The 21,885-nt window shown below is 44.1% G+C and carries 19 protein-coding genes; 12 read left to right on the top strand and 7 right to left on the bottom strand.

Annotation, left to right across the window (positions count from 1 at the left end; translation table 11 throughout):
• Window positions 1-11: 11 nt before the first annotated feature.
• On the bottom strand, window positions 12-482 hold the full coding sequence (locus tag BLS44_RS19410) for an RNA polymerase sigma-70 factor (protein WP_262492868.1): 471 nt from the start codon (window positions 480-482) through the stop codon (window positions 12-14).
• Between the two features lie 169 nt (window positions 483-651).
• Window positions 652-1,545, bottom strand: a complete 894-nt coding sequence (locus tag BLS44_RS19405; protein WP_090391893.1) for an aldo/keto reductase — start codon at window positions 1,543-1,545, stop codon at window positions 652-654.
• A 201-nt stretch (window positions 1,546-1,746) separates the two neighbouring features.
• On the opposite strand from BLS44_RS19405, the gene BLS44_RS19400 reads away from it, so the two are divergent.
• Together BLS44_RS19400 and BLS44_RS19395 are read left to right on the top strand one after the other, a co-directional pair.
• Window positions 1,747-2,196, top strand: a complete 450-nt coding sequence (locus BLS44_RS19400; RefSeq protein WP_090391977.1) for a MarR family winged helix-turn-helix transcriptional regulator — start codon at window positions 1,747-1,749, stop codon at window positions 2,194-2,196.
• A 45-nt stretch (window positions 2,197-2,241) separates the two neighbouring features.
• Complete coding sequence (locus BLS44_RS19395) at window positions 2,242-3,462, top strand: glycoside hydrolase family 10-like protein (protein WP_090391892.1); 1,221 nt, start codon at window positions 2,242-2,244, stop codon at window positions 3,460-3,462.
• 56 nt (window positions 3,463-3,518) lie between these two features.
• Here the strand turns inward: BLS44_RS19395 and asnS are convergent, their stop codons facing one another.
• Window positions 3,519-4,958: an asparagine--tRNA ligase gene (gene asnS, locus BLS44_RS19390; RefSeq protein WP_090391891.1), complete on the bottom strand. Its 1,440-nt coding sequence runs from the start codon at window positions 4,956-4,958 to the stop codon at window positions 3,519-3,521.
• 298 nt (window positions 4,959-5,256) lie between these two features.
• Between asnS and BLS44_RS19380 the strand changes: the two genes are divergently transcribed.
• The 3 genes from BLS44_RS19380 to BLS44_RS19370 all read left to right on the top strand — a co-directional run bounded on the left by BLS44_RS19380 (window position 5,257) and on the right by BLS44_RS19370 (window position 9,097).
• A complete protein-coding gene (locus BLS44_RS19380; RefSeq protein WP_245729288.1) occupies window positions 5,257-6,348 on the top strand; it encodes a CapA family protein in 1,092 nt (363 codons plus the stop codon).
• 166 nt (window positions 6,349-6,514) lie between these two features.
• Window positions 6,515-8,206 (top strand): transcription termination factor Rho, encoded by a 1,692-nt coding sequence (gene rho, locus BLS44_RS19375; protein ID WP_090391889.1) that lies wholly within the window; start codon window positions 6,515-6,517, stop codon window positions 8,204-8,206.
• 183 nt (window positions 8,207-8,389) lie between these two features.
• On the top strand, window positions 8,390-9,097 hold the full coding sequence (locus tag BLS44_RS19370) for an NUDIX hydrolase (RefSeq protein WP_090391888.1): 708 nt from the start codon (window positions 8,390-8,392) through the stop codon (window positions 9,095-9,097).
• Between the two features lie 47 nt (window positions 9,098-9,144).
• Here BLS44_RS19370 and BLS44_RS19365 read toward each other — a convergent pair whose 3' ends face one another.
• Window positions 9,145-9,471, bottom strand: coding sequence for a hypothetical protein (locus tag BLS44_RS19365; protein WP_090391887.1), 327 nt, complete (start codon window positions 9,469-9,471; stop codon window positions 9,145-9,147).
• 56 nt (window positions 9,472-9,527) lie between these two features.
• A complete protein-coding gene (locus tag BLS44_RS19360) occupies window positions 9,528-11,699 on the bottom strand; it encodes a S46 family peptidase (RefSeq protein ID WP_245729287.1) in 2,172 nt (723 codons plus the stop codon).
• Window positions 11,700-12,272: 573 nt separating this feature from the next.
• Between BLS44_RS19360 and nadA the strand changes: the two genes are divergently transcribed.
• The 4 genes from nadA (at window position 12,273) to BLS44_RS19340 (ending at window position 16,723) form a co-directional block, all read left to right on the top strand.
• Window positions 12,273-13,283 carry a quinolinate synthase NadA gene (gene nadA, locus BLS44_RS19355; protein ID WP_090391886.1) on the top strand — a complete coding sequence of 337 codons (1,011 nt, stop codon included), beginning with the start codon at window positions 12,273-12,275 and terminating at the stop codon, window positions 13,281-13,283.
• Window positions 13,284-13,292: 9 nt separating this feature from the next.
• Window positions 13,293-14,480, top strand: a complete 1,188-nt coding sequence (locus BLS44_RS19350) for a PQQ-dependent sugar dehydrogenase (protein WP_143019853.1) — start codon at window positions 13,293-13,295, stop codon at window positions 14,478-14,480.
• An 82-nt stretch (window positions 14,481-14,562) separates the two neighbouring features.
• Window positions 14,563-15,318 (top strand): 3-oxoacyl-[acyl-carrier-protein] reductase, encoded by a 756-nt coding sequence (gene fabG, locus BLS44_RS19345; protein ID WP_090391885.1) that lies wholly within the window; start codon window positions 14,563-14,565, stop codon window positions 15,316-15,318.
• 193 nt (window positions 15,319-15,511) lie between these two features.
• Complete coding sequence (locus BLS44_RS19340) at window positions 15,512-16,723, top strand: chromate transporter (RefSeq protein WP_245729285.1); 1,212 nt, start codon at window positions 15,512-15,514, stop codon at window positions 16,721-16,723.
• Here the strand turns inward: BLS44_RS19340 and nadD are convergent.
• Window positions 16,708-17,280: a nicotinate (nicotinamide) nucleotide adenylyltransferase gene (gene nadD, locus BLS44_RS19335; protein ID WP_090391883.1), complete on the bottom strand. Its 573-nt coding sequence runs from the start codon at window positions 17,278-17,280 to the stop codon at window positions 16,708-16,710. The two genes, BLS44_RS19340 and nadD, sit on opposite strands and share 16 nt — an antisense overlap.
• A gap of 6 nt (window positions 17,281-17,286) precedes the next feature.
• The gene (locus tag BLS44_RS19330; RefSeq protein WP_090391882.1) at window positions 17,287-17,529 is read right to left on the bottom strand and encodes a FeoA family protein; all 243 of its coding nucleotides are present in this window, start codon (window positions 17,527-17,529) and stop codon (window positions 17,287-17,289) included.
• A gap of 51 nt (window positions 17,530-17,580) precedes the next feature.
• Between BLS44_RS19330 and ybeY the strand changes: the two genes are divergently transcribed.
• The 3 genes from ybeY (at window position 17,581) to BLS44_RS19315 (ending at window position 21,739) form a co-directional block, all read left to right on the top strand.
• Complete coding sequence (ybeY, locus tag BLS44_RS19325; protein ID WP_090391881.1) at window positions 17,581-18,021, top strand: rRNA maturation RNase YbeY; 441 nt, start codon at window positions 17,581-17,583, stop codon at window positions 18,019-18,021.
• Window positions 18,022-19,086: 1,065 nt separating this feature from the next.
• Window positions 19,087-20,955, top strand: a complete 1,869-nt coding sequence (gene mnmG, locus BLS44_RS19320) for a tRNA uridine-5-carboxymethylaminomethyl(34) synthesis enzyme MnmG (RefSeq protein WP_090391880.1) — start codon at window positions 19,087-19,089, stop codon at window positions 20,953-20,955.
• 34 nt (window positions 20,956-20,989) lie between these two features.
• Complete coding sequence (locus tag BLS44_RS19315) at window positions 20,990-21,739, top strand: DUF2490 domain-containing protein (protein WP_245729284.1); 750 nt, start codon at window positions 20,990-20,992, stop codon at window positions 21,737-21,739.
• Window positions 21,740-21,885 lie beyond the last annotated feature (146 nt).

Here is a 21,885-nt window from a genome sequence, read left to right as displayed (position 1 = left end):
TTGACCCTGTTTTACAGATCCGCCAGTTTTAATCTTAAAGAGCTCAACGCTTTTGAAATATGCAGCTCTACCGCCCGTTCAGAGATCATCAGCTCCCGGGCAATATCTTTATTCCGCATACCGTGTTCACGGCTCATTTTATATACCCGCCGGCACTGGCAGGGCAGATCATCCACAGCCCGGTTTACTTTTGAACAGAGCTCATTATATAAGACCCGCTCTTCTGTACAGTTGGATGCATACGGACAAACCTGCATGGTTCGTTCACCTACCTTTTGCTGGATCGCCTTGTTTCTGAAATACTCAAAGGTTTTAAACTTTGCAGCACGGATCAGGTAATGTTCGGCATTGTTCATCACCAGTTCTGCCCTGCGCTCCCAAAGTGATTTAAAAATATCCTGCACCATTTCCTTTGCTACTTCCGCTTCCCGGATGTTATTGTAACAAACAGCATATACCTGCTCCCAATAGCGGTTATACAGTGCCTTAAAGGTATCCCTGTCAATAACAGTAGTTATCTGCTGCTCTTTATTTAGGTTGTAAGACAGTTATTCGTCATTTTGAACAAAAATAACCATTCCTTCAGGCCAACGCTGCGGTCTTATGTCAGTTTTAGGTCAAAACTTCTGATATACATACATATAGCATCTCTTACCGGTGCTGTTCATAAAACGTTGCAGGCACCTTTTTCCGCAGTGCATCTGTAAGTTCTTTATCTGAACCTTCCATTGCGGCAAGGAGCTGTTGCAGCTGTTCCGCGGTTCTGATACCGGCCACTACCGTAGTTACCGCCGGGTTGCTCCATACATAATGTAAGGCCAGTTGTTCCGGCGTATGGTTGTTTGCCGCCAGCTCTTTTATCAGCATCTGTATTTCTTTAACTTCCCCGGTTGTATGCCCTGTATATTCTTTTGCCGGTTTGTTGATCAGCAACCCCTGCGCCAGGGCCCCGCGCACCAAAACACCTTTATTGTACTCTTTTAATAAGGGCAGTACCGTTTCTTCCGGCCGCCGGTCCAGCAGGCTGTATTGCAGCATTACGGATTCAATGGAAGAGCGGTCTACATACTCCCGGATCACATTGGGACGGATGCTGCTGATACCATAGTGCCGGATCTTTCCCTGCTGTTTCAGCAGCTCAAATGCCTCTATGGTTTCGTCGATATTGTCTTCAATAGTGCCTCCATGCAGCTGGTACAGATCAATATAGTCGGTGCCCAGCCGTTTCAGGCTCTGTTCTGCACAGGCTAAAATATAGTCGCGGCGTGGGTTCCAGTCCCAGCCGGAGCCATCTGCCCGCCATTGATTGCCCGCCTTGGTAGCCAGGAAAACATTCTTACGGTTAGGCTTTAATGCCTGTCCCACCAGTTTTTCGTTCTCCCCCTTTTCATACAGGTCAGCTGTATCAAAAAAATTAATGCCCCCGGCTATTGCTTCCTGTATCAGTCTCACGCTTTCCTCTTTTGCGCTGCCGGCTAACGACATACAACCAAAACCAAGCGCCGATACCGACAGGCCGGTACCCCCTAAAATACGATACTCCATAACAATAATTTTAAAAGATCAGGATACAGCTGCTGCCTGGAAACAGGAACAATGCAAAGTTTCCTTAAAATGCGCTACGTGTGCTTGTTTGTATCCTTTTTTTCTATAATTTCCATGGTAAAGTTAAGCAGGAAACTATTGCTGTACCTGCTTAACCCGACAATGCCTCTCCCGGGAGGAAACAAACTAAACATGGAATCTATGTCCATTGAAGAAAAAATAAACCAACGACAATTTAGGAGTAGCTATCATAAGCTTGCATTAAACCTGATCTATACTGCCAGCAACCTGCAGGCTTTTTTAAAGGCAGGATTTAAAAAGGAAGACCTGACCGTACAACAATACAATATCCTGAGGATCTTAAGAGGAAACTACCCTGATCCACTCTCCACACTGCAGATAAGAACAAGAATGATGGATAAAATGAGCGATACCAGTCGCATTGTAGACCGCCTGGTATTGAAGAGCCTGGTTACCAAATGTACCAACAGTGTTGACAACCGGCTGGTGGATATCATTATTACCCCCCAGGGACTAGAAAAACTGGCCCTGCTGGACAAAACCGAAGACCGTATTGCAGAGTTTTTTAGCCAGGTTACTACAGAGGAAGCGGAAAACATCAGCCTCATGCTGGATAAACTACATCCCTGATACCCCGGTTTTTTATTACACCCTGTTGGGCTACATTTGCAGGCTATGAAATCGATCCGTTTTTTCCTCTTTGCTCTTTGCCTTTTCTTCCTGGGTGGTACCGGCATTGCCCAGCAACCCCAATATGAATTCCGTGGTGTGTGGATCGCTACGGTACTGGGTATTGACTGGCCTCCGCAGAATGCCAGTGTGGAACAACAAAAGGCTGAATTCATCCGGCAGCTGGACCTCCATAAGCGCAATGGAATGAACGCCATTATTGCCCAGGTGCGGCCCAGCGGCGATGCTTTTTACCCATCCCCCTACGAGCCCTGGAGCCAGTGGCTGACCGGCGTGCAAGGCAGAGCACCGGTGCCGTTTTATGATCCCCTGGCCTTTATGATACAGGAAACACATAAACGCGGAATGGAGTTCCATGCATGGCTGAATCCTTATCGTGCAGAGTTTACGATCGGAAAGTCCTCTGTTGCTTCAGATAATATGATCCGCAAACGGCCGGATTGGTTTGTTACCTACGGCACCACCCGTTATTTTAATCCGTCCAATAAGCAGGTACAGCAGTTTGTGATCGACGTGGTAAGGGATATTGTACGCCGCTACGATATCGACGGCATCCACATGGATGATTACTTTTACCCTTATCCCATAGGCTCCAAACCATTTCCGGATGACTATGCCTATAAAAAATCAGGAACCACCCTTAGCAAGGCAGATTGGAGGAGAAGCAATGTGGATTCTATGATCCGGAATCTGAATATTGCCATAAAAGGCCTGAAACCCTGGTGCAAGTTTGGCATCAGTCCTTTTGCCGTTTGGAGAAATGCATCACAGGATCCGATGGGCAGCAATTCCAAAGCGGGAATGACCAACTACGATGATCTGTATGCCGACATCCTGCTGTGGCTGAAAATGGGATGGATCGACTATGTGACCCCGCAACTATACCGGGAGATCGGCGACCACCTGATCCCTTATGAAACGCTGGTGGACTGGTGGGGTAAACACAGTTATGGACGTCACGTATACATCGGGCATGGCATTTACCGGTATTATGAAACCAATACCAACTGGAAAAAACCTTCCCAGATCCCGGAACAGATACGGATATTGCGGAAGGATCCGAAGATCCAGGGCAGCGTTTATTTCAGCAGTAAAAGCTTTGACAGGAATCCTGCAGGATGGAATGATTCGCTGCGTAATAATTATTACCGGCTTCCGGCAAAAATCCCACCGATGCCCTGGCTTCCCCAAAAACCAGGTAATTAAATTAAAAAAGGCAAGTTATAGATAAACTTGCCTTTTTTATATCGGATATAAAATAATTAAAACTCTGCACTCTTGGGTGTCCGCGGAAAAGCGATCACATCCCGGATATTGCTCATACCGGTCACAAACTGGATCATCCGCTCAAACCCAAGTCCAAACCCTGCATGCGGAACGGTTCCGAAACGCCGGGTATCCAGGTACCACCAAAGTTCTTCCTCGGGTATCCCCATCTTTTCCATTTTCTCCAGCAACACATCCAGCCGTTCTTCCCGCTGAGAGCCACCCACGATCTCGCCAATGCCCGGAGCCAGGATGTCCATAGCAGCCACCGTTTTCCCATCCTCATTAATGCGCATATAAAACGCTTTAATAGAAGCGGGATAGTTCATCAGGATGACCGGTTTTTTAAAATGTTTTTCCACCAGGTAGCGCTCATGTTCGCTTTGCAGATCCATACCCCATCCGGTAACGGGATACTGGAATTTCTTTTTCTTGTTATAATTGCTCTCCCGCAGAATATCGATGGCCTCTGTGTAAGACAGGCGCTGGAAATCGTTGTTCAATACAAACTCCAGCTTTTCGATCAGTCCCATCTCACTGCGCTTATCCTGGGGCAGTTGCTTTTCTTCATCGGCCAGGCGCTGGGCCAGGAAATCAAGATCCTCACGGTTGTTTTCCAGCACATACCGGATAATATACTTAATAAATGCTTCAGCAAGATTGGCATTATCTTCCAGGTCATAAAAGGCCATCTCCGGCTCGATCATCCAGAATTCAGCCAGGTGCCGGGCGGTATTGCTGTTTTCCGCACGGAATGTGGGTCCAAAGGTATAGATCTCACCAAATGCGGTAGCCCCAAGTTCCCCCTCTAATTGGCCGCTTACGGTTAAATTAGTCGATTTTCCAAAGAAATCTTCTTTAAAATTGATCGATCCATCGTCGTTTCTGGGTGTATCTTCAAACGGGAGCGTGGTTACCCGGAACATTTCACCGGCGCCTTCAGCGTCACTGGCTGTAATAATAGGGGTATGTAAATACACAAAACCCTTCTCGTTAAAAAATTTGTGTACAGCAAACGCCAGGGCATGTCGTACACGAAAAACAGACCCGAATGTATTGGTCCGGAAACGCAGGTGCGCCTTTTCTCTCAGAAATTCCAGGGAGTGTTTCTTGGGTTGCAATGGATATGCTTCCGCATCGGAATCGCCCAGGATCTCTATTGTTTCTGCCTTTACCTCCAGCTTCTGACCCTTTCCCACAGAAGGAACAACTGTACCGGTTATTTTCAGCGATGCCGATGTAGTGATCCGTTTCAATAAGGATTCTTCGAACATCCCCAAAGTGGCCACCACCTGCAAATTGGTATTGGTAGATCCGTCATTCAACGCGATAAACTGGTTATTTCTGAACGTACGTACCCATCCCATTACGGTTACTTGCTGTGCTGCCGGCTCCTGCTGCAGGAGTTCTTTGATTTTGATCCTTTTGTTAAACATATTACTATTTCTTGAGCGGCAAAGATAATCACAAGATGTGTTTTCTCCGCAGTTAGAGGCCGGGTGCACCGGAGAGGCATATCTGAAAATTTCAGTTATCTAAAAACTGGTATATGTAAAAGCCGTTTTTTAATCCTATATATTTCTTTTGCCGGAATTGTTGTTCAGCTGCTGAGCCGGATCCCCTGGCGCTCCGATAAAGGGCTTCCGCAGAAAAGGCAATTCTTAAAAGATCCATTAAGATGTGCTGCCCCGGTGCCTTTGCATTACGCAATCTATTCTCGCTATCTTTGTATCAATGATGCGACTGCTTTTTGTTATTACCGCTAACCTTTTGATCATTGGGTGCAATGATCCGCGGCCTACGCCCGCTGCACCTGTTACCGCTCAAAAGGAGTTGCCCGCAAAAAAAGAGCTGGTAACCATTACCGCCGTAGGTGATATGATGCTGGGCTCCGATTATCCCAATACTTTACGAATGCCCAAAAGGAATATCCTGCTACCCCTGGCTGATTCCTTAAGATCCGGCGATTTCCTTATCGGCAACCTGGAAGGAGTGATCACCGGTGCCGCTGTTCCCGAAAAAAAATGCAGCAATCCAAAGAACTGTTATGCCTTCCGGATGCCGCCGGGCACTGAAAAATATTTTAAAGACGCTGGCTTTGATTTTCTGAGCCTGGCCAACAACCATTCCGGCGACTTTGGCAACCCCGGGCTAAACCAGACCATGTCCCTGCTGAAAAAAACGGGGATCGGGTTTGCCGGGGTTAAGCACCACCAGGCACACCAGATCATTCACAAAAACGGTATCCGCTATGGTATCATAACAGCTGGCTTTGGCTGGCGGCACTTACACATAAGCAACCCACAGCAGGTAACGCAGCATATCAGCAGGATCAAAGACAGTACTGACCTGGTGATCATCTACTTCCATGGCGGCGCAGAAGGCGATGGCATGGATCATGTACTGAAGCGTAAGGAGCTTTTTCACGGGGAGGACAGGGGAGATGTTCACGCTTTTGCGCGGGCCTGTATAGACGCCGGGGCAGACCTGGTTCTGGGAAGCGGTCCCCATGTTGCCCGGGGTATTGAACTGTACCGGAATAAGCTGATCGCTTATAGCCTTGGAAACTATGCCACCTATGGATCTATAAGCCTTAAAGGGCCCATGGGCGTTGCTCCTATACTCAAAATACAGCTGAATAAAAATGGAGACTTTGCCGGCGGAAGGATCATTTCAACTATTCAGTTACCCGCAAATGACCGGACCCCGCACCTGGACCCGGCAAAAACCGTGGCAATCCGGATGCAGGAACTGAGCCGGATGGATTTTCCGCACAGCCCGTTAAGAATTACCCAAAAAGGGGAGATAATTATTAAAAATTTTTGATTTTACTGAAAAGACATTAATTTTGTTGGAGAAATGACCCTATAACATATGATCATCTCTGCTGAATGATAATATCAATTATCATTTGTCAATCCAAAAAACTTGAATTCTTTACCAAATTATTACCATATTTAAGATTTAATCTTTTGATTAATCCCGCACATTTATGTATGACATTTTACAATTGAACGATATGCTCGTTCCTGAACTGTTAGACATTGCCGAACAGTTAAAGATTCCTAATGCCAAAAAATTGAACAAACAGGACCTGGTTTACAAAATCCTGGACAGTCAGGCTGTAACAGGGTCCAAAGCTTCCGCCGAAGAACGCCCCAAAAGAAAACGCATTGTAAAAGCTACTACTTCTATTGGTACGGAAGAAGCCTTTGTTGAAGAAGAAGGTAAGGAAGAAGAACCTGCTGAAAAAACAGCAAAAGCACCAGCTAAAAAAGTGGCAGCTAAAAAGGCAGCTCCTAAAAAGAAAGCAGCTAAAGCACCGGTAAAGAAAGAGGAAACTCCTTCAGCAAAGGAAGCTCCTGCCACCAGTAACAATGAAGAAGCAACAGAAGAAGAAACGGTGTTTAAAACAGATGCAGCTACGGAGGCCTTTATACTACAGGCTTTGAAGGCAACAGAGAAATATGATGCACCGGCACCGGCAATTGTAGAGGACAATGATTTTCCTGTAGAGAACAAGGTATATGCCTCAAAAAAAGATCCGAATCCTTCTTTCAATGTAGAATTTGATGGGATGGTGCTGAGTGAAGGGGTCCTGGAAATGATGCCGGATGGATATGGTTTCCTGCGGTCCTCTGACTATAACTATCTCTCCAGCCCGGATGATGTTTATGTTTCTCCTTCTCAGATAAAATTATTTGGTTTAAAGACCGGCGATACCATTCATGGAGCCGTACGTCCTCCCAAAGAAGGCGAAAAATATTTTGCTCTTCTGAAGGTGGATACGATCAATGGTAAAAAACCGGATGAAGTAAGAGACCGGGTTCCGTTCGATTACCTGACTCCGCTGTTTCCCTACGAAAAACTCAATCTGTTCACCCGTCCTTCGGACCTCTCTACAAGGATCATTGATCTCTTTACTCCTATTGGTAAGGGACAGCGCGGGTTGATCGTGGCCCAGCCAAAAACCGGTAAGACCATGTTGCTAAAAGCAGTGGCCAATGCTATTGCTGAAAACCATCCGGAGTGCTATTTAATGGTGGTACTGGTGGATGAACGCCCGGAAGAGGTTACGGATATGGAGCGCAGCGTACGGGCAGAAGTGATCGCCTCTACCTTTGATGAACCAGCAGAAAAGCACGTAAAGGTTTCTACCGTTGCTTTGCAAAAAGCAAAACGGCTTGTAGAATGCGGCCATGATGTAGTGATCCTCCTGGATTCCATTACCCGCCTGGCACGTGCACACAATACGGTATCGCCCGCCTCCGGTAAGGTGTTGAGTGGTGGTGTTGAAGCAAATGCCATGCAAAAACCAAAGCAGTTCTTTGGTGCCGCACGTAAAATAGAAAATGGCGGATCCTTAACGATCCTGGCCACCGCATTGATTGATACCGGAAGTAAAATGGATGAAGTGATCTTTGAAGAGTTCAAAGGAACCGGTAATATGGAACTGCAGCTGGATAGAAGACTTTCCAATAAAAGGATCTACCCGGCCATTGATCTTACCGCATCTTCTACAAGAAGGGATGACCTGTTGCTGGACAAAGATGTTCTGCAGCGGATGAATCTATTGCGGGTGTACCTGGCCGATATGAAGACGGAAGAGGCAATGACAGAATTGCTCCGTCGTATGAAAGGCACAAAAAGCAACGAAGAATTCCTGGCAAGCATGAATTCTTAATATACTATTTTCTGAATTTTTCAAAAGCAATGCGAGGCCTCAGCGTCTCGCATTTTCTTTTAAAAAGCGACAGATCTTCAAAAATAAAATACTTCATCCCCTCTTAAATTCATCTGCAGAACCATTACATTTGCCGTTACATAACATTAATTGTCATTTTGAAAATTCCAACCCGGCACATTTATGGCGGCAAAATATAGTAATCAATCGCGTTATACTGTTGCGGTGGATTGTATCGTTTTTGGCTACGATGGGCAAAACCTAAAGATCCTGCTCGTAAAGCGCGCGCTTACTCCACTAAAAGGAAGGTGGAGCCTGATGGGAGGATTTGTTGCAAAGAACGAGAGTGCCGACCAGGCAGCCAGCCGTATCCTTGCTTCCTTAACCGGTTTAAAAGACGTATACCAGGAGCAGTTTTATACCTTTACTGATCCGGGAAGAGACTCCCAGGAGCGGACCATTTCCATTGCATATTTTTCGCTGATCGATATTAAAAAATATAAAGAATTTATAAGTGATGCCTACCATGCCGAATGGTTCTCTATAAAAGACTTTCCAAACCTGATATTTGATCACGAAGAGATGGTAAAAACAGCAAAGAAACGGCTGCAGTATAAAGCAACATCACATGCCATCCTTTTTGAATTGCTTCCGGATAAGTTTACCCTTCCTCTCCTGCAAAGCCTTTTTGAAGATGTGTACGAATCCAGTTTTGATAAAGGTAACTTCAGCAGGAAAATGCTTTCCACAGGACTATTGCTGAAACAACGCGACAAAGACAAAACCGGATCAAAGAAGGGTGCCTATTTCTACAAGCTGGACCGCAAAAATTACCAGCAGAACCTGCATAAGATCCTGAAGCTGGTGCCTAATCCTAATAGTATTTTATAGCCCGCTTTTGTCCCTCACTTTTAACGGGAGGATGTTCTTTGTATAAATTAAGAAGGGGATGCCTCTGTGCTCCCGGTATCTGAAGCCGCTGTATGACTATCGGCACTCTTATTTCCAAAGAGATCGCTCATCCATTTTTCAGCACCGGGAAAATGTTCTTTTAATGAATCCATTCCTTTTGTTGCCAGCTCCGAAAAATAGTCCTTTGCCTGTTCCGCAGATTTTGAAGCGTCTTCTTTTAATTTATTCGCTTTCTCTTTCAGGTTATTCATCATCTGCTCCTTTTCCTCTTCGCTCATACTGGTATATTTTCCGGCGGCCAGCCCAGCCAGCGCCCCCAATATAAAGGTGGCAATGTGTTTGTTATTTACCATGAAGAATCAATTTTAAGTGAATCAATAGATACTTAAATATACAAAATAATGCCGGTTTACTTTCCGGCATCCACAAGCTTCATTTCCCGGATCAGGTGACCGGCTCCGGCATACTTTTCTATTATGAACAACACATACCGGATATCTACCATGATGTTACGGCAAATAGAGGCATCGTAACTGATGTCGCTCATTGTTCCTTCCCATACCCGGTCAAAATTGATGCCAGTCAGGTTACCATTTGCATCCAGGGCGGGGCTGCCGCTATTGCCTCCCGTAGTATGATTCGAGGCAATGAAACATACAGGCATCCTGTAGCTTCCCAGGCTGTCCCTTACACCATAACGCCCATAATCTTTTTCCCGGTACAGCCGGCGCAGTCTTTCCGGAACATCAAATTCATAATCTCCCGGAATGTATTTTTCTATTACTCCATCGAGATAGGTATAATAGCTGTATGTGACACCATCTGCCGGGTTATATCCATCAACCTTGCCAAATCCCACACGGAGTGTGCTATTGGCATCGGGGTAAAAAGTTTTATCGGCAAACACCTCTGTTTGTGCCTGCATATATCTTCGTTGCAAACGGTTGATCCCCGCCTGCAGCTCATTTAATTTCGGAGTTACTGTATTATTATACAGATCCGCCATTCCAAGGATCAATTTTGCCGCGGCGTCTTTTTCAAATGACTCATAAAGCACCGAAGGATCAGATCTTACCCCCTCCAGCACCTTTGAAGGATCCAGAAAAATACTGTTTGCATACAATGCCGCTGCCCATTGCTGATAGTTCCTCCCATACTGTTCAAATTGCTGTTTTGCAACCGGTGCTATATATTGCGCCTGCTGTTTTTCCATATAAACCGGCAGTAATGCTGCAAAAATGTCTTTATCCACATCAATACTCAGGTTCTTATACAGAGCCGTCAGCTTTTCCAATTGTGCAGCACGCTCTTTGGCATAATCGGGCTTATTTGTAGCATCCTTCAAAGCTCTCAGGCGGTTGATGATACCAAATAATTCAATTTTCCCGGTAATTTCAAGATAATAATCACGGGTAAGCGCATACGGTTCTATTGCCTTATATACCCTGTTCAGTTCTCCTAAAACTGTACGGTACTTTTCCAGGTTACCGGATTCCACCCGCTTTTGAAAATCAGCTTCATAGTTCAGCTTCTTTTGTACTCCGTTTGTACGGGTGAGCCCCAGTATTTCTCCCTGCCATTTCTTCCATGCGTTGGCGATACCGGCATATTTGGAAGCATACTTTATTTTCAATTCCTCATCTGCCTGCATATATTTTTTCATAATGCCAAGGGTCTTATCCCTGATCATAATTTTTGCCGGATCATTCACTTCTACGATCTGGCGTACTGCTTCACTGGGAAGGTACTCAGATGTACGGCCGGGAAAACCGAAGATCATGGTAAAATCGTCCTGTTTCATTCCCCTGAGAGAAATTGACAGGGCTTTCTTAGGCACATAAGGAATATTATCCGGTGCGTATTCAGCCGGGCTATTATCCCTTCCCGCATAGATCCTGAAAACACTGAAATCGCCGGTATGCCGGGGCCACATCCAGTTATCTGAGTCCTGCCCGAAATTGCCGATACTGGAAGGAGGAGCACCTACTAAACGTACATCCTTAAATGTCTCTGTTATAAAAAGATAATATTTATTACCCTCAAAAAAAGGACTTACAAAAGCATTTTCAAATTTGCTGAGCTTTGTTGCTTTCTTAAGCATATTGGTATTCCGGTCAACCATGCTCTGGCGCTCGTTTTCCTTCATATCACTGCGTACACCTTTTAATACCTGGTCCGATACATCATCGATCCGTACAATAAAAGTCACAAAAAGACCTTCATTAGGTAATTCCTCCGCCTGGTTGCGCGCCCAAAAACCATCCCGGATATAATTCCGGTCAAGTGTGGAATGTTTTTGAACAGCCTCAAACCCACAATGATGGTTCGTAAGTACCAGCCCTTTTTCAGAAACGACCTCACCCGTGCAAAAGCCCCCAAAGCTTACAATTGCATCCTTTAAACTTCCTTTATTAATATCATAAATATCTTTTGCATTGATCTTCATACCCAGTTGTTGCATCCGCTTCTCATTCAGGTTTTCCAGCAGCTGGGGCAACCACATTCCTTCATCGGCTTTTGCCAGGCCCATGCACAGTAATCCGGCCGTCAGGCCGAAAAATTTTTTAAAAAAATTCATCATTTTAAGAATTATAGATGGGGCAAGATAAAGTAAATTTTATTACTTACTTACATTCGTTTTTAAAAAATACCTCGTGCTTTTTTTCTTTTACAGCGTCTTTTTGTCCCCAACACCCTGTTAATTACCATAAGATAATGTGTATAACCCTGCGTGAAACGTGTATGTGAAATGTATTACTGGCTGAAAGATTGGACAGGATGTCCTCATTTTTTATTTTCGGTTAACAGCCGTCATTTTATACCAACAATATTAACATAGTGTAAATTTAATATGTCTTTAGTTTTTTGTAAACATCTATCAATTCACATTTTTGTTAATAACCACGCATAAGCCATAAGATCCGTACCTTCATTATGTGGATATCTGTACATTTAATGTGGGTAAACGAAAAGCGGGAAAAAACGGAAATTGGGAAAAACAGAGTTATCCACTAATCCACAGCCGTAATAATAATAGCTTATTTTAAATAAATAATTAATATAAATATTATTAAAAGGAAAAAACAGGATTTGAAAAAAGTTTGATTTTTTGTTTAGCTTGGTCGTATCATTGCAGGGATAAAATTTTTCAAGTATGAATTCAGGTATTTTGGAAGCAGCAAAGAGTGGCTTGGAAGAAAACGGTTTTCTGGATGTGACCGTTGATCCGAAATTGGATCTGTTTGTTGAGATTGAAAAATTGAAGCGGGAGAAGAATGCTGTTGTCCTGGCACATTACTACCAGGAACCGGACATCCAGGACATTGCCGATTACATCGGCGATAGTCTGGGACTGGCACAGGAGGCGCAGAAAACCGATGCCGATATGATCGTTTTTGCAGGGGTGCATTTTATGGCTGAAACTGCCAAGATCCTGAATCCGACAAAAAAAGTAGTGATCCCCGATTTTAAGGCGGGCTGTTCGTTAAGTGACAGTTGTCCTCCTCCCTTGTTCCAAAAGTTTAAAGAGCAGCACCCGGATCATGTGGTGGTGAGCTATATCAACTGCAGTGCGGGGATCAAGGCACTGAGTGATGTGATCGTTACGAGCAGTAATGCCCGGATCATTGTGGAAAGCTTTCCGAAAGATCAGAAAATTATTTTTGCGCCCGATAAGAACCTGGGCGCCTATATCAACAAGGTTACGGGAAGGAATATGTTGTTGTGGAATGGTGCCTGTATGGTACATGAAATATTCAGTCTTGAGAAAATTACCCGGCTGAAACATCAGCATCCAAATGCCAAACTGATTGCGCATCCGGAATGCGAGGAGCCCTTGTTAAGACTGGCTGATTATATTGGTTCAACCACAGGTTTATTGAAATACACCAAACAGGATGATGCAAAGGAATATATTGTAGCAACAGAAACAGGTATCCTGCATCAGATGGAAAAGGCAAGCCCCGATAAGCTGTTCATTCCGGCACCGCCGGATAATAGCTGTGCCTGCAATGATTGTCCGCATATGAAACGAAACACCCTGGAGAAGCTGTATCTATGTATGAAGTATGGATTGCCGGATATTATTATGGATGAGTCATTAAGGCTGGCTGCCAGGAAGCCGATAGACAGGATGCTTGAGATCAGTGCTGCTGCAGGCTTGTAAGTTTGTAACATGTGGAAATGTTTTGCGATAATCAGTAGTATTTTTATTTTACCGTTAGTTTCCCTTTCACAGGAGAAATTTCAATGGGATCAGCAAACCATCACATTAAAAAAGGGATCCCCGTTTCAGTTAAATGTTCCTCGGGGGTATCGTATTAATGTTGCTGCGCAGGGCCTGGAGCGCCCGCGCTTTTTTTGTAAGAGCCCGGATGGACGGTTGTTTGTTACGGATATGCATAACAGGGGCGACAATCATAAGGGAAGGGTGCTGATCCTTGAAAACTGGGACCATCAGAGAAAAACATTTGGAAAAGTAACTACTTTTTTGGAGAACCTGCATAACCCTAACCAGGTAGCGTTTTATACGGCAGGCGGTCAGGTATATCTCTATATTGCAGAAACGGGTAAACTGAGTTACTACAGGTACACCCCGGGCGATTCAATTGCCGCGGGAGCACCTGTGGTGATTGGCACTTTTCCGGACTATGGTTTGAGCTATAAATATGGGGGGTGGCATCTTACCCGGAGCATTGCTTTTAATAAAGGAAAGATTTATGTGAGTGTGGGAAGCAGCTGCGATGCCTGCATCGAGAAGGAGGATGTTCGGGCTACGGTGATGGAAATGGATCCTGATGGCGGTAATAAAAGGATCTTTGCAAGAGGCATCCGGAATGCAGTAGGTATAAAGTGGGTAAAGGACGTGCTTTGGGTAACGCATATGGGGAGGGATAACAGGGGACCTGATAAACCGGAGGAATTATTTCACCCGGTGGTGGAAAATGGATTTTACGGATGGCCTTATTATTATCAATATAGGAAGACGATTGTTGCCGATACACAGTTTGTAAAAAGCAGCCGTCCGGGTTTTGTGAGAAAACCTGTGGTGGCGCCCTACAGCTTTAAGGCACATGCAGCGCCTTTGGGTTTTGAATATGTAAGTGACTTTGAAGATCCGCTTCTGAACAGGTCTTTCCTGGTGGCATTACATGGAAGTACCAGTGTATGGCGGCAGCGTGGAAATGCAGTGGTGCAGCTGCTTCCGGGTGGCGGATACAGGGAAATCATCAAAGGATTTCTTCAGGGTAAAACGGAAGACAAAAGATATGGACGCCCATGTGATATTATTCAATGGGATACGAACTCTTTTTTTATCAGTGATGATAAGAGAGGAGTGATCTACTTTTTTACGAAGGGTTAATGCTGTGCCTGATTCTTTATTAAACTTTATTGTAACAAAATAATTAACTTTATTTGCAAGCTGTTAATAAACCATTTGTTTTATGAAATTACTGGAGAATAAAATTGCCATTGTTACCGGTGCGGCGCGCGGGATAGGGGAAGCAATTGTCGAAACTTTTGCAGCGCAGGGTGCTGCTATCGCTTTTTCTTATGTAAGTGATAGTAGTGCGGAAAAAGCAAATGCATTGGTAAATAAATGGACCAGTAAGGGCGTACATATTAAAGCCTGGCAAAGTAATGCCGGTGATTTTGCAGCCTGTGAAACATTTGTAGGTGAAGTACTGAAAGAGTTTGGAGCGATTGATATCTGTGTGAATAACGCCGGAATTTCGAAAGATAATTTGTTGCTGAGAATGACTCCTGAACAATGGGAGTCTGTTTTGCAGATAAACCTGAATAGTGTTTTTTATATGACAAAGCAGGTGATCAGACCCATGATGAAGGCAAAGAGCGGCAGCATCATTAATATGAGTTCAGTGATTGGTGTAATGGGAAATGCAGGACAGGCAAGCTATGCAGCCAGCAAGGCAGGTATTATTGGTTTTACAAAAAGCGTGGCAAAGGAACTGGGAAGCCGTAACATACGTTGTAATGCTATTGCACCGGGATTTGTGGAAACAGACATGACCAGTTATCTGCACGATGGTGATGCGTCTTCCAAATATCTTGCAGATATTCCCCTGGGCAAATTTGCAAGTGCCGCAGATATCGCGAATACCGCTTTATTTCTTGCTTCTGATATGGGATCTTATATAACCGGGCAAACGATCAGCGTTTGTGGTGGATTGAATATTTGATAACAGCAAGCTTAGGTCCTACGCATCTTTTAAGATAAAGATGGGGCGGGGTTTTTGGTTTATGGCGTATGTGGTTGAAAGTAGTAACTTTTGAGGAAATTTTGTTGTAGTTCCGGTTTTTCTGTTTTATAAGGAAAATTAAAGGACTGGATATTTTGAATCATTAGAGATGTTGCTAAGGCATTTGCATTTTTTGAGATTAGTTTTGCTGCATGGCTTAACGGCTTTTGGCGGTCCGCAGGCGCATCTGGCCATGATGATGAAGACCTTTGTGAAGCAAACGCCTTATATAACGGAGAAGGAGTTGATGGAGTACAATGCATTTTGCCAGTTGCTTCCGGGTGCTTCCTCTACACAAACGCTAACGCTGATCGGGTTTAAAAGAGGTGGGGTGCCGTTGGCGATACTGACCTTGCTGGTATGGATCCTGCCGGCCTGCGCCATTATGGGCGGACTTTCTTTTTTGGTGAATTATCTGAATGGTGAGAGCCTGAATATTTTTCGCTTTATTGTTCCTATGGCGGCCGGGTTTTTAATTTATGCCTGTGTTTCGGCTTTTCCGTATTCGGTGAATAATACGATTACTTTGGTTATCGCTTTTATAGCGGGCCTGGTTACTTTTTTCTTCTTTGGCAGACCCTTTATTGTTCCTGCATTGATCGTTGCCGGGGGGGTCGTTACGAATCTTAGTAGGAAACGGATACCGCAGGTTGCGGTAAGACCGGGTAAGATCCAGTGGTGGAATATCTGGCTTTTTGCGATCATTTTTATTTTCGCCGGTATTTTTAGTGAGCTGGCGCGGAAGAATGAGTGGCAATACCGGAAGCCTGTTAACCTTTTTGAAAATACCTACCGGATGGGTAGCCTGGTTTTTGGTGGCGGAAATGTACTGATGCCTATTATGTATGAGCAGTATAGTGTTCGTCCGGATGAAGTAAAGGAGAAGAATCCGAACGCTATCAAGATTGATAAGGGGGAAATGCTTACCGGTATAGGTATGGTTCGGGCGATGCCGGGGCCGGTTTTCTCGATTGCATCTTATACGGGTGGGCTGGCATTAAAGGATATGGGTCCTTCTATACAGGTGCTGGGTGCCATTATAGGCATGGTAGGTATCTTTTTGCCCAGTGCTTTACTGGTGTTATTCTTCTTTCCAATATGGAATATGCTAAAAAAATATTCAGTGATCTACCGGTCGCTGGAGGGTATCAATGCTGCGGTAATGGGGATTATGATGGGGTCTACGGTGTATATTATGAAAGATCTTTCCATATTTAATTTTCAGTCTATAGCCCTGGCAAACCTGGGGGTTTTGCTGGGTACTTCTGCTGTATTGATCTTTACAAAAATACCGGCACCGGTATTGGTTGGCTTTTGTTTATTGCTGGGTTATTTTCTAAAATAGCCGGCTTTTTCTATTTCTTCAATAACAGCTTCCGGAAGTAAATACCGGATCGATTTTTTTGCTTTGATCAGCTGACGTATATGCGTGGCTGATAGTTCCAGCAGGGGAGCGTCCAGTAGTGTAATTCTATTACTTAAACGGGTGTCTGTTTCAAAGCCGGGTCTGTTATAAATTAATATATTAAAATTTTCTAATATATATTTATAGTTCTTCCACTTCTCAATATTTTGAAAACTGTCGCCTCCCATGATCAATGAAAAGTCATGCTGGGGATATTTTTCGCTTAGATGGGCCAGGGTTACGGCGGTGTATGAAGGGCGGGGTAGGGTGAACTCTATATCTGTGGCCTGCATACGGGTATCATTATCGATGGCGAGTCTTGTCAGATGCAGGCGCTGGTTCTCGTTAAGAAGAGATGCTGTTTCCTTTAGCGGATTATGGGGGGATACTACAAGCCATACTTTATTAACCAGCTCCTGGTTGAGGATATGATTGGCTATGATAAGATGTGCATGATGAATGGGATTGAAGGAGCCAAAGAAAAGTCCGATTTTCATATAGGGTTAGATTATAGTATCAACAACGATAAACCGGGCTTCATCAAGCCGGAGACTGAGGGTATAACCTGCAACAGATATGGAAATGGGATCATTAAGAGGTGCTACTTTTATGATCTCTATCTCTTCACCGGGCAGGCAACCCATTTCCATCAGTTTCAGAAAGATCTCTTCCGTTGTAAACTTTTGAATGCGCGCACGTTGCCCGGGCTTTAGGTCGGACAATAAGAGTTCTTTTTGTTGTTCCATGTTGCAAATCTAACTATTGTAGGTTGTGTTTTATTTACGAATTTTGAAAATATGACATCCATTCATCTACCCCCGGTTATTTTTTCTTTTCATAAAAAAGTTACACTCAGAGAGCGGAAAAGGCTGAAACATTTTCTGGCGATCCTGTTTAAAGAAAACAAACAGGAGCTGGATAGGTTGCACTATATATTTTGTGATGACGAGAAAATACTGGGAATCAACCGGCAGTACCTGAAGCATGACTATTATACAGATATTATAACCTTTGATGTGCGCGAAAAACCATCGGAGCCAATGGTAGCTGATATTTTTATCAGTGTTGATACTGTGCGTTCGAATGCCCTGGTTCAAAAGGAGCCTTTTAACCGGGAATTACATAGAGTTATTTTCCATGGAGCTCTTCATTTGTGTGGGTATAATGATAAAACACCCCGGGAACAAGCGGTTATGCGGAATATGGAGGATCAGTGTCTTTTGAGGTATGGATTGTGATATTGTTTCACGTGGAACAGGCGAAGTACCTATAATGGGAGCTATTTTTGGGACAACTACCGGTGTTTTATAGATGATCGGGGTATGGATGATGGGGTTGGGAAAGTCTGATCGGTTGTTCAGGAATGCTGGAAACTTATGTAGGACCAAATTTCCGCTTATGACTTGAAAGTATTTCTCTGTTAGAAGTAGCGGGCATTTAATTGCTCTTAGTATGGTGTTAATAGACTTTTTTAAATAGCCCTGGCATTATTTATTTTGAACTTTTGCATAAAGGGGTGCTCCGGGGGTGATTCGGATTGCTGGATGTTTGTTCCACGTGGAACATAGACGGGTTCCGACAGGATGATTTCTTTGGGAATGACTTTGTTTCATTTATGTTGAGTTGCTGACTACACCTTGTGTAAAGGGATATTTGGTATTTATACAGTGTTGTTTCAATCAGAGATCTTATAATTTAGAAAGCCAGTTATTAAAATTTATCTACGGAAGCTATAACTATCGTTTAATTGGTTCTAAAATTTCCTTCAACCATGGCCGGTGCCTGGTTTTTAACCGGGAGCCTAAGCAATTTTAGCCTGTTCCACGTGGAACATTGAGGTTGATTTAATTGCTATTAGTTTTATTTCCGGGCGAATCTGAGAGCGGACTTCCCCGGAGTCGCTGCTTTTTTCTCATTGTTTTTTAGCATCTCCCGGAGAACCGGATATGGGGATTCCTGCTGACTGTTTCTTTTGCGGCGGCTGGTTTCATTATTGCTTAGACAACGGACCCTGATTCGGATCTTTTTACAGATAGAAATAGGCGTCATTCCTTGTAAATCCGGAATATAACGGATCTCAATTTGATAGGAGTCCTGGCTTTCGGTTGGGATGAACTGATTTGGATCCCCTGGTGCGGAAAGATGAAGGGATAATATTTTGCGCTTTTAGAGGGCTGTTGTTTCACGTGGAACAACAGATAGTAAGGACAATAAAATGAATAGGGCTTATTTAGTAAGGCGTTTCTTTACAGAATCATTCGGGGAAGTAGAGTAAAACAAGGGAATGGTGTAATTTTGCACCCATGTTTCCAGAATATGATGTAATTGTAGTGGGTGCAGGACATGCAGGCTGTGAGGCTGCTGCCGCTGCTGCCAATATGGGCTCTAAAACCCTGTTGGTGACGATGAATATGCAGACTATAGCACAAATGAGCTGTAACCCTGCTATGGGTGGGATTGCCAAAGGACAGATTGTGCGGGAAATCGATGCATTGGGTGGGTATTCGGGTATCGTTACAGATCTGTCTATGATCCAGTTTCGCATGCTTAACCGGTCAAAAGGACCGGCTATGTGGAGTCCAAGAGCCCAGAGCGACAGGATGTTGTTTGCAGCTAAATGGCGGGAGATGCTGGAGCAGACTCCCAATCTTGATTTTTACCAGGATATGGTGAAGGGATTGCTCGTTAAAAATGGAAGAGCAGCTGGTGTGGTCACAGGTCTTGGCCATGAAATTCATAGCAAAGCAGTTGTATTAACCAATGGTACTTTCTTAAATGGAATTATCCATATTGGCGAAAAGCAGTTTGGAGGAGGAAGGGTTGCAGAAAAAGCAGCCAGCGGTATTACGGAACAACTGGTAAGCCTTGGTTTTGAAAGTGACCGGTTGAAGACAGGTACCCCGCCAAGGGTTGATGGAAGAAGTCTTGATTATTCAAAAATGGAGATCCAGGATGGAGATGAGGAAATTGTGGGATTCTCGTTTTCTGATACACCAAAGATCGACCCTAAAAAGCAGCGTTGCTGCTGGATCACTTATACCGATCAGAAAGTTCATGATATGCTGAGAACCGGTTTTGACCGAAGCCCCATGTATGCCGGAAGAATTGATGGGGTAGGACCACGGTATTGCCCCAGTATTGAAGATAAGATTAACCGCTTTGCAGACAAGGAGCGGCATCAGCTTTTTGTGGAACCAGAGGGATGGAATACCGTTGAGATCTATGTAAATGGCTTTTCTACTTCCTTGCCGGAGGAAGTACAATATGCTGCTTTGCAAATGGTTCCCGGCTTTGAGAATGCCCGTTTGTTCCGACCTGGTTATGCTATCGAATACGATTACTTTCCTCCAACTCAGCTTAAAAACACATTAGAAACAAAATTAATACATAATTTGTATTTTGCCGGTCAGATCAATGGAACTACAGGTTATGAGGAGGCCGCTTGTCAGGGGATTATGGCTGGAATCAATGCCCACCTCAAAGTACGGGAAAAAGATCCGTTCACACTCGGGAGAAGCGATGCTTACATTGGTGTACTGATCGATGATCTTATCAATAAGGGAACGGAGGAGCCTTACCGCATGTTTACATCCCGTGCAGAGTATCGTACCCTGCTGCGCCAGGACAATGCGGATGCGCGGTTAACACCTATCAGCTATAACCTGGGACTCGCATCTGAAGATAGAATGAATAAAATAAGGCAAAAAAATGAAAATATTGCCAATATACGGGAGATATTAAAAAGCCTGGCCCTGCGTCCTGAAGATATCAACGGGTTTCTTTCTGAACATGACTCATCGCCGATCCAGGAAAAACAAAAGATAGAAAAGATCTTATTGCGTCCGGATATTGAGTTGGATAACCTGGTGAATGCTGTTCCTTTTCTAAAAGAACAGGTAAAGAACTATACAAAGGAAGAACTGGAGCAGGCTTCTATTCTTACAAAGTATGAAACCTATATTGAAAAAGAGCGGGAGCTCGTAAACCGGATGTCTGAAATGGAAAGTCTTTCAATACCCGCCGGGTTCGACTATTCCCGTTTAAGTTCCCTTGGAAACGAGGCCCGGGAAAAATTAAACAGGATCCGTCCTCAGACCCTGGGGCAGGCCAGCCGGATCTCAGGAATCAAACCCAGCGATATCCAGATCCTTATGGTATATATGGGCCGGTAGTTCCAAAAGACCCTATGGTATATTAAAACAATCAATGAGCAATAAAATTATGTTTCGCAGCACCACCATAGTACTTGTATTTATTTTCCTGACCAGTTATACAGTAATTGCCCAAACCGAAAACAAAGAACATCTTTCAGGTTTCCTGATGACGTCAATTACTTATAAGTTTAACCCCAAATGGACGGCATATACCGAGCTGCAGGCACGATCCATAGAAAAATTTACTCCCCTGGATTATTATGAAACAAAAGGAGGGATCGGGTATAGTATTAACAGCAGAAATCAGCCATTCATTGGTTTTGGAAGGTATACTACATTCAGGGAGCATGACCTCTATCAAAGAGAGCTGCGGTTGTGGCTGCAATATACCTTTACCAACAATATCGGTAAACTGAAACTGGATCATCGTGGCCGTGCTGAACAACGCTTTTTTCATTACCCGCAAACAGCGGATAATAAAACCGATCAGCGTTTTCGCTACCGCCTGAGCGCAACCCTGCCTATTAACAAGAAAAAAGTTGAAGCGCAAACCTTTTTCGTCAATGGTTTTGAGGAGCTGTTTTTTGGACCCAGGGCCGATCTGTTGAAACGAAACCGCCTCTTTACAGGCCTTGGTTACCAGTTTACAAATACAGTAGGGGTCTCTACCGGCTATATGTGGCAGCGGGAGCTGGCGCCTGGCGGTAACCGGAACCTGCATTTTATTTACCTGGCGCTAAACTTTTTATTGAATAAGAAAAGTGACGAAGGCCACCACATAGATGTGCCGGTGGCAGATTAGAAAGAAAAAACATATACGAATTATTTCGTCGATTTTGCCGCACTTCAATTGCTATAGCTGTATCAATGGGGTTGTTACTGGTTTTGCAAAACCAAACCAAGGTTGTTTCTATCTTGATTTCTCCGGCACTTTTCTTACTTTCATGT

Source organism: Niabella drilacis, from assembly GCF_900101395.1.
GTDB classification, from domain to species: Bacteria; Bacteroidota; Bacteroidia; order Chitinophagales; family Chitinophagaceae; genus Niabella; species Niabella drilacis.
This window is presented reverse-complemented; position numbering and strand designations above follow the sequence as displayed.

Coding starts and splice junctions, on each gene's coding strand:
- BLS44_RS19405 (WP_090391893.1), bottom strand. CDS start 1,545: ATGGAGTATCGTATTTTAGGGGGTACCGGCCTGTCGGTATCGGCGCTT.
- BLS44_RS19370 (WP_090391888.1), top strand. CDS start 8,390: ATGGCGGCAAAATATAGTAATCAATCGCGTTATACTGTTGCGGTGGAT.
- asnS (WP_090391891.1), bottom strand. CDS start 4,958: ATGTTTAACAAAAGGATCAAAATCAAAGAACTCCTGCAGCAGGAGCCG.
- rho (WP_090391889.1), top strand. CDS start 6,515: ATGTATGACATTTTACAATTGAACGATATGCTCGTTCCTGAACTGTTA.
- BLS44_RS19365 (WP_090391887.1), bottom strand. CDS start 9,471: ATGGTAAATAACAAACACATTGCCACCTTTATATTGGGGGCGCTGGCT.
- BLS44_RS19330 (WP_090391882.1), bottom strand. CDS start 17,529: ATGGAACAACAAAAAGAACTCTTATTGTCCGACCTAAAGCCCGGGCAA.
- mnmG (WP_090391880.1), top strand. CDS start 19,087: ATGTTTCCAGAATATGATGTAATTGTAGTGGGTGCAGGACATGCAGGC.
- BLS44_RS19350 (WP_143019853.1), top strand. CDS start 13,293: ATGTGGAAATGTTTTGCGATAATCAGTAGTATTTTTATTTTACCGTTA.
- nadA (WP_090391886.1), top strand. CDS start 12,273: ATGAATTCAGGTATTTTGGAAGCAGCAAAGAGTGGCTTGGAAGAAAAC.
- BLS44_RS19360 (WP_245729287.1), bottom strand. CDS start 11,699: ATGATGAATTTTTTTAAAAAATTTTTCGGCCTGACGGCCGGATTACTG.
- BLS44_RS19380 (WP_245729288.1), top strand. CDS start 5,257: ATGATGCGACTGCTTTTTGTTATTACCGCTAACCTTTTGATCATTGGG.
- fabG (WP_090391885.1), top strand. CDS start 14,563: ATGAAATTACTGGAGAATAAAATTGCCATTGTTACCGGTGCGGCGCGC.
- ybeY (WP_090391881.1), top strand. CDS start 17,581: ATGACATCCATTCATCTACCCCCGGTTATTTTTTCTTTTCATAAAAAA.
- BLS44_RS19400 (WP_090391977.1), top strand. CDS start 1,747: ATGTCCATTGAAGAAAAAATAAACCAACGACAATTTAGGAGTAGCTAT.
- nadD (WP_090391883.1), bottom strand. CDS start 17,280: ATGAAAATCGGACTTTTCTTTGGCTCCTTCAATCCCATTCATCATGCA.
- BLS44_RS19315 (WP_245729284.1), top strand. CDS start 20,990: ATGAGCAATAAAATTATGTTTCGCAGCACCACCATAGTACTTGTATTT.
- BLS44_RS19395 (WP_090391892.1), top strand. CDS start 2,242: ATGAAATCGATCCGTTTTTTCCTCTTTGCTCTTTGCCTTTTCTTCCTG.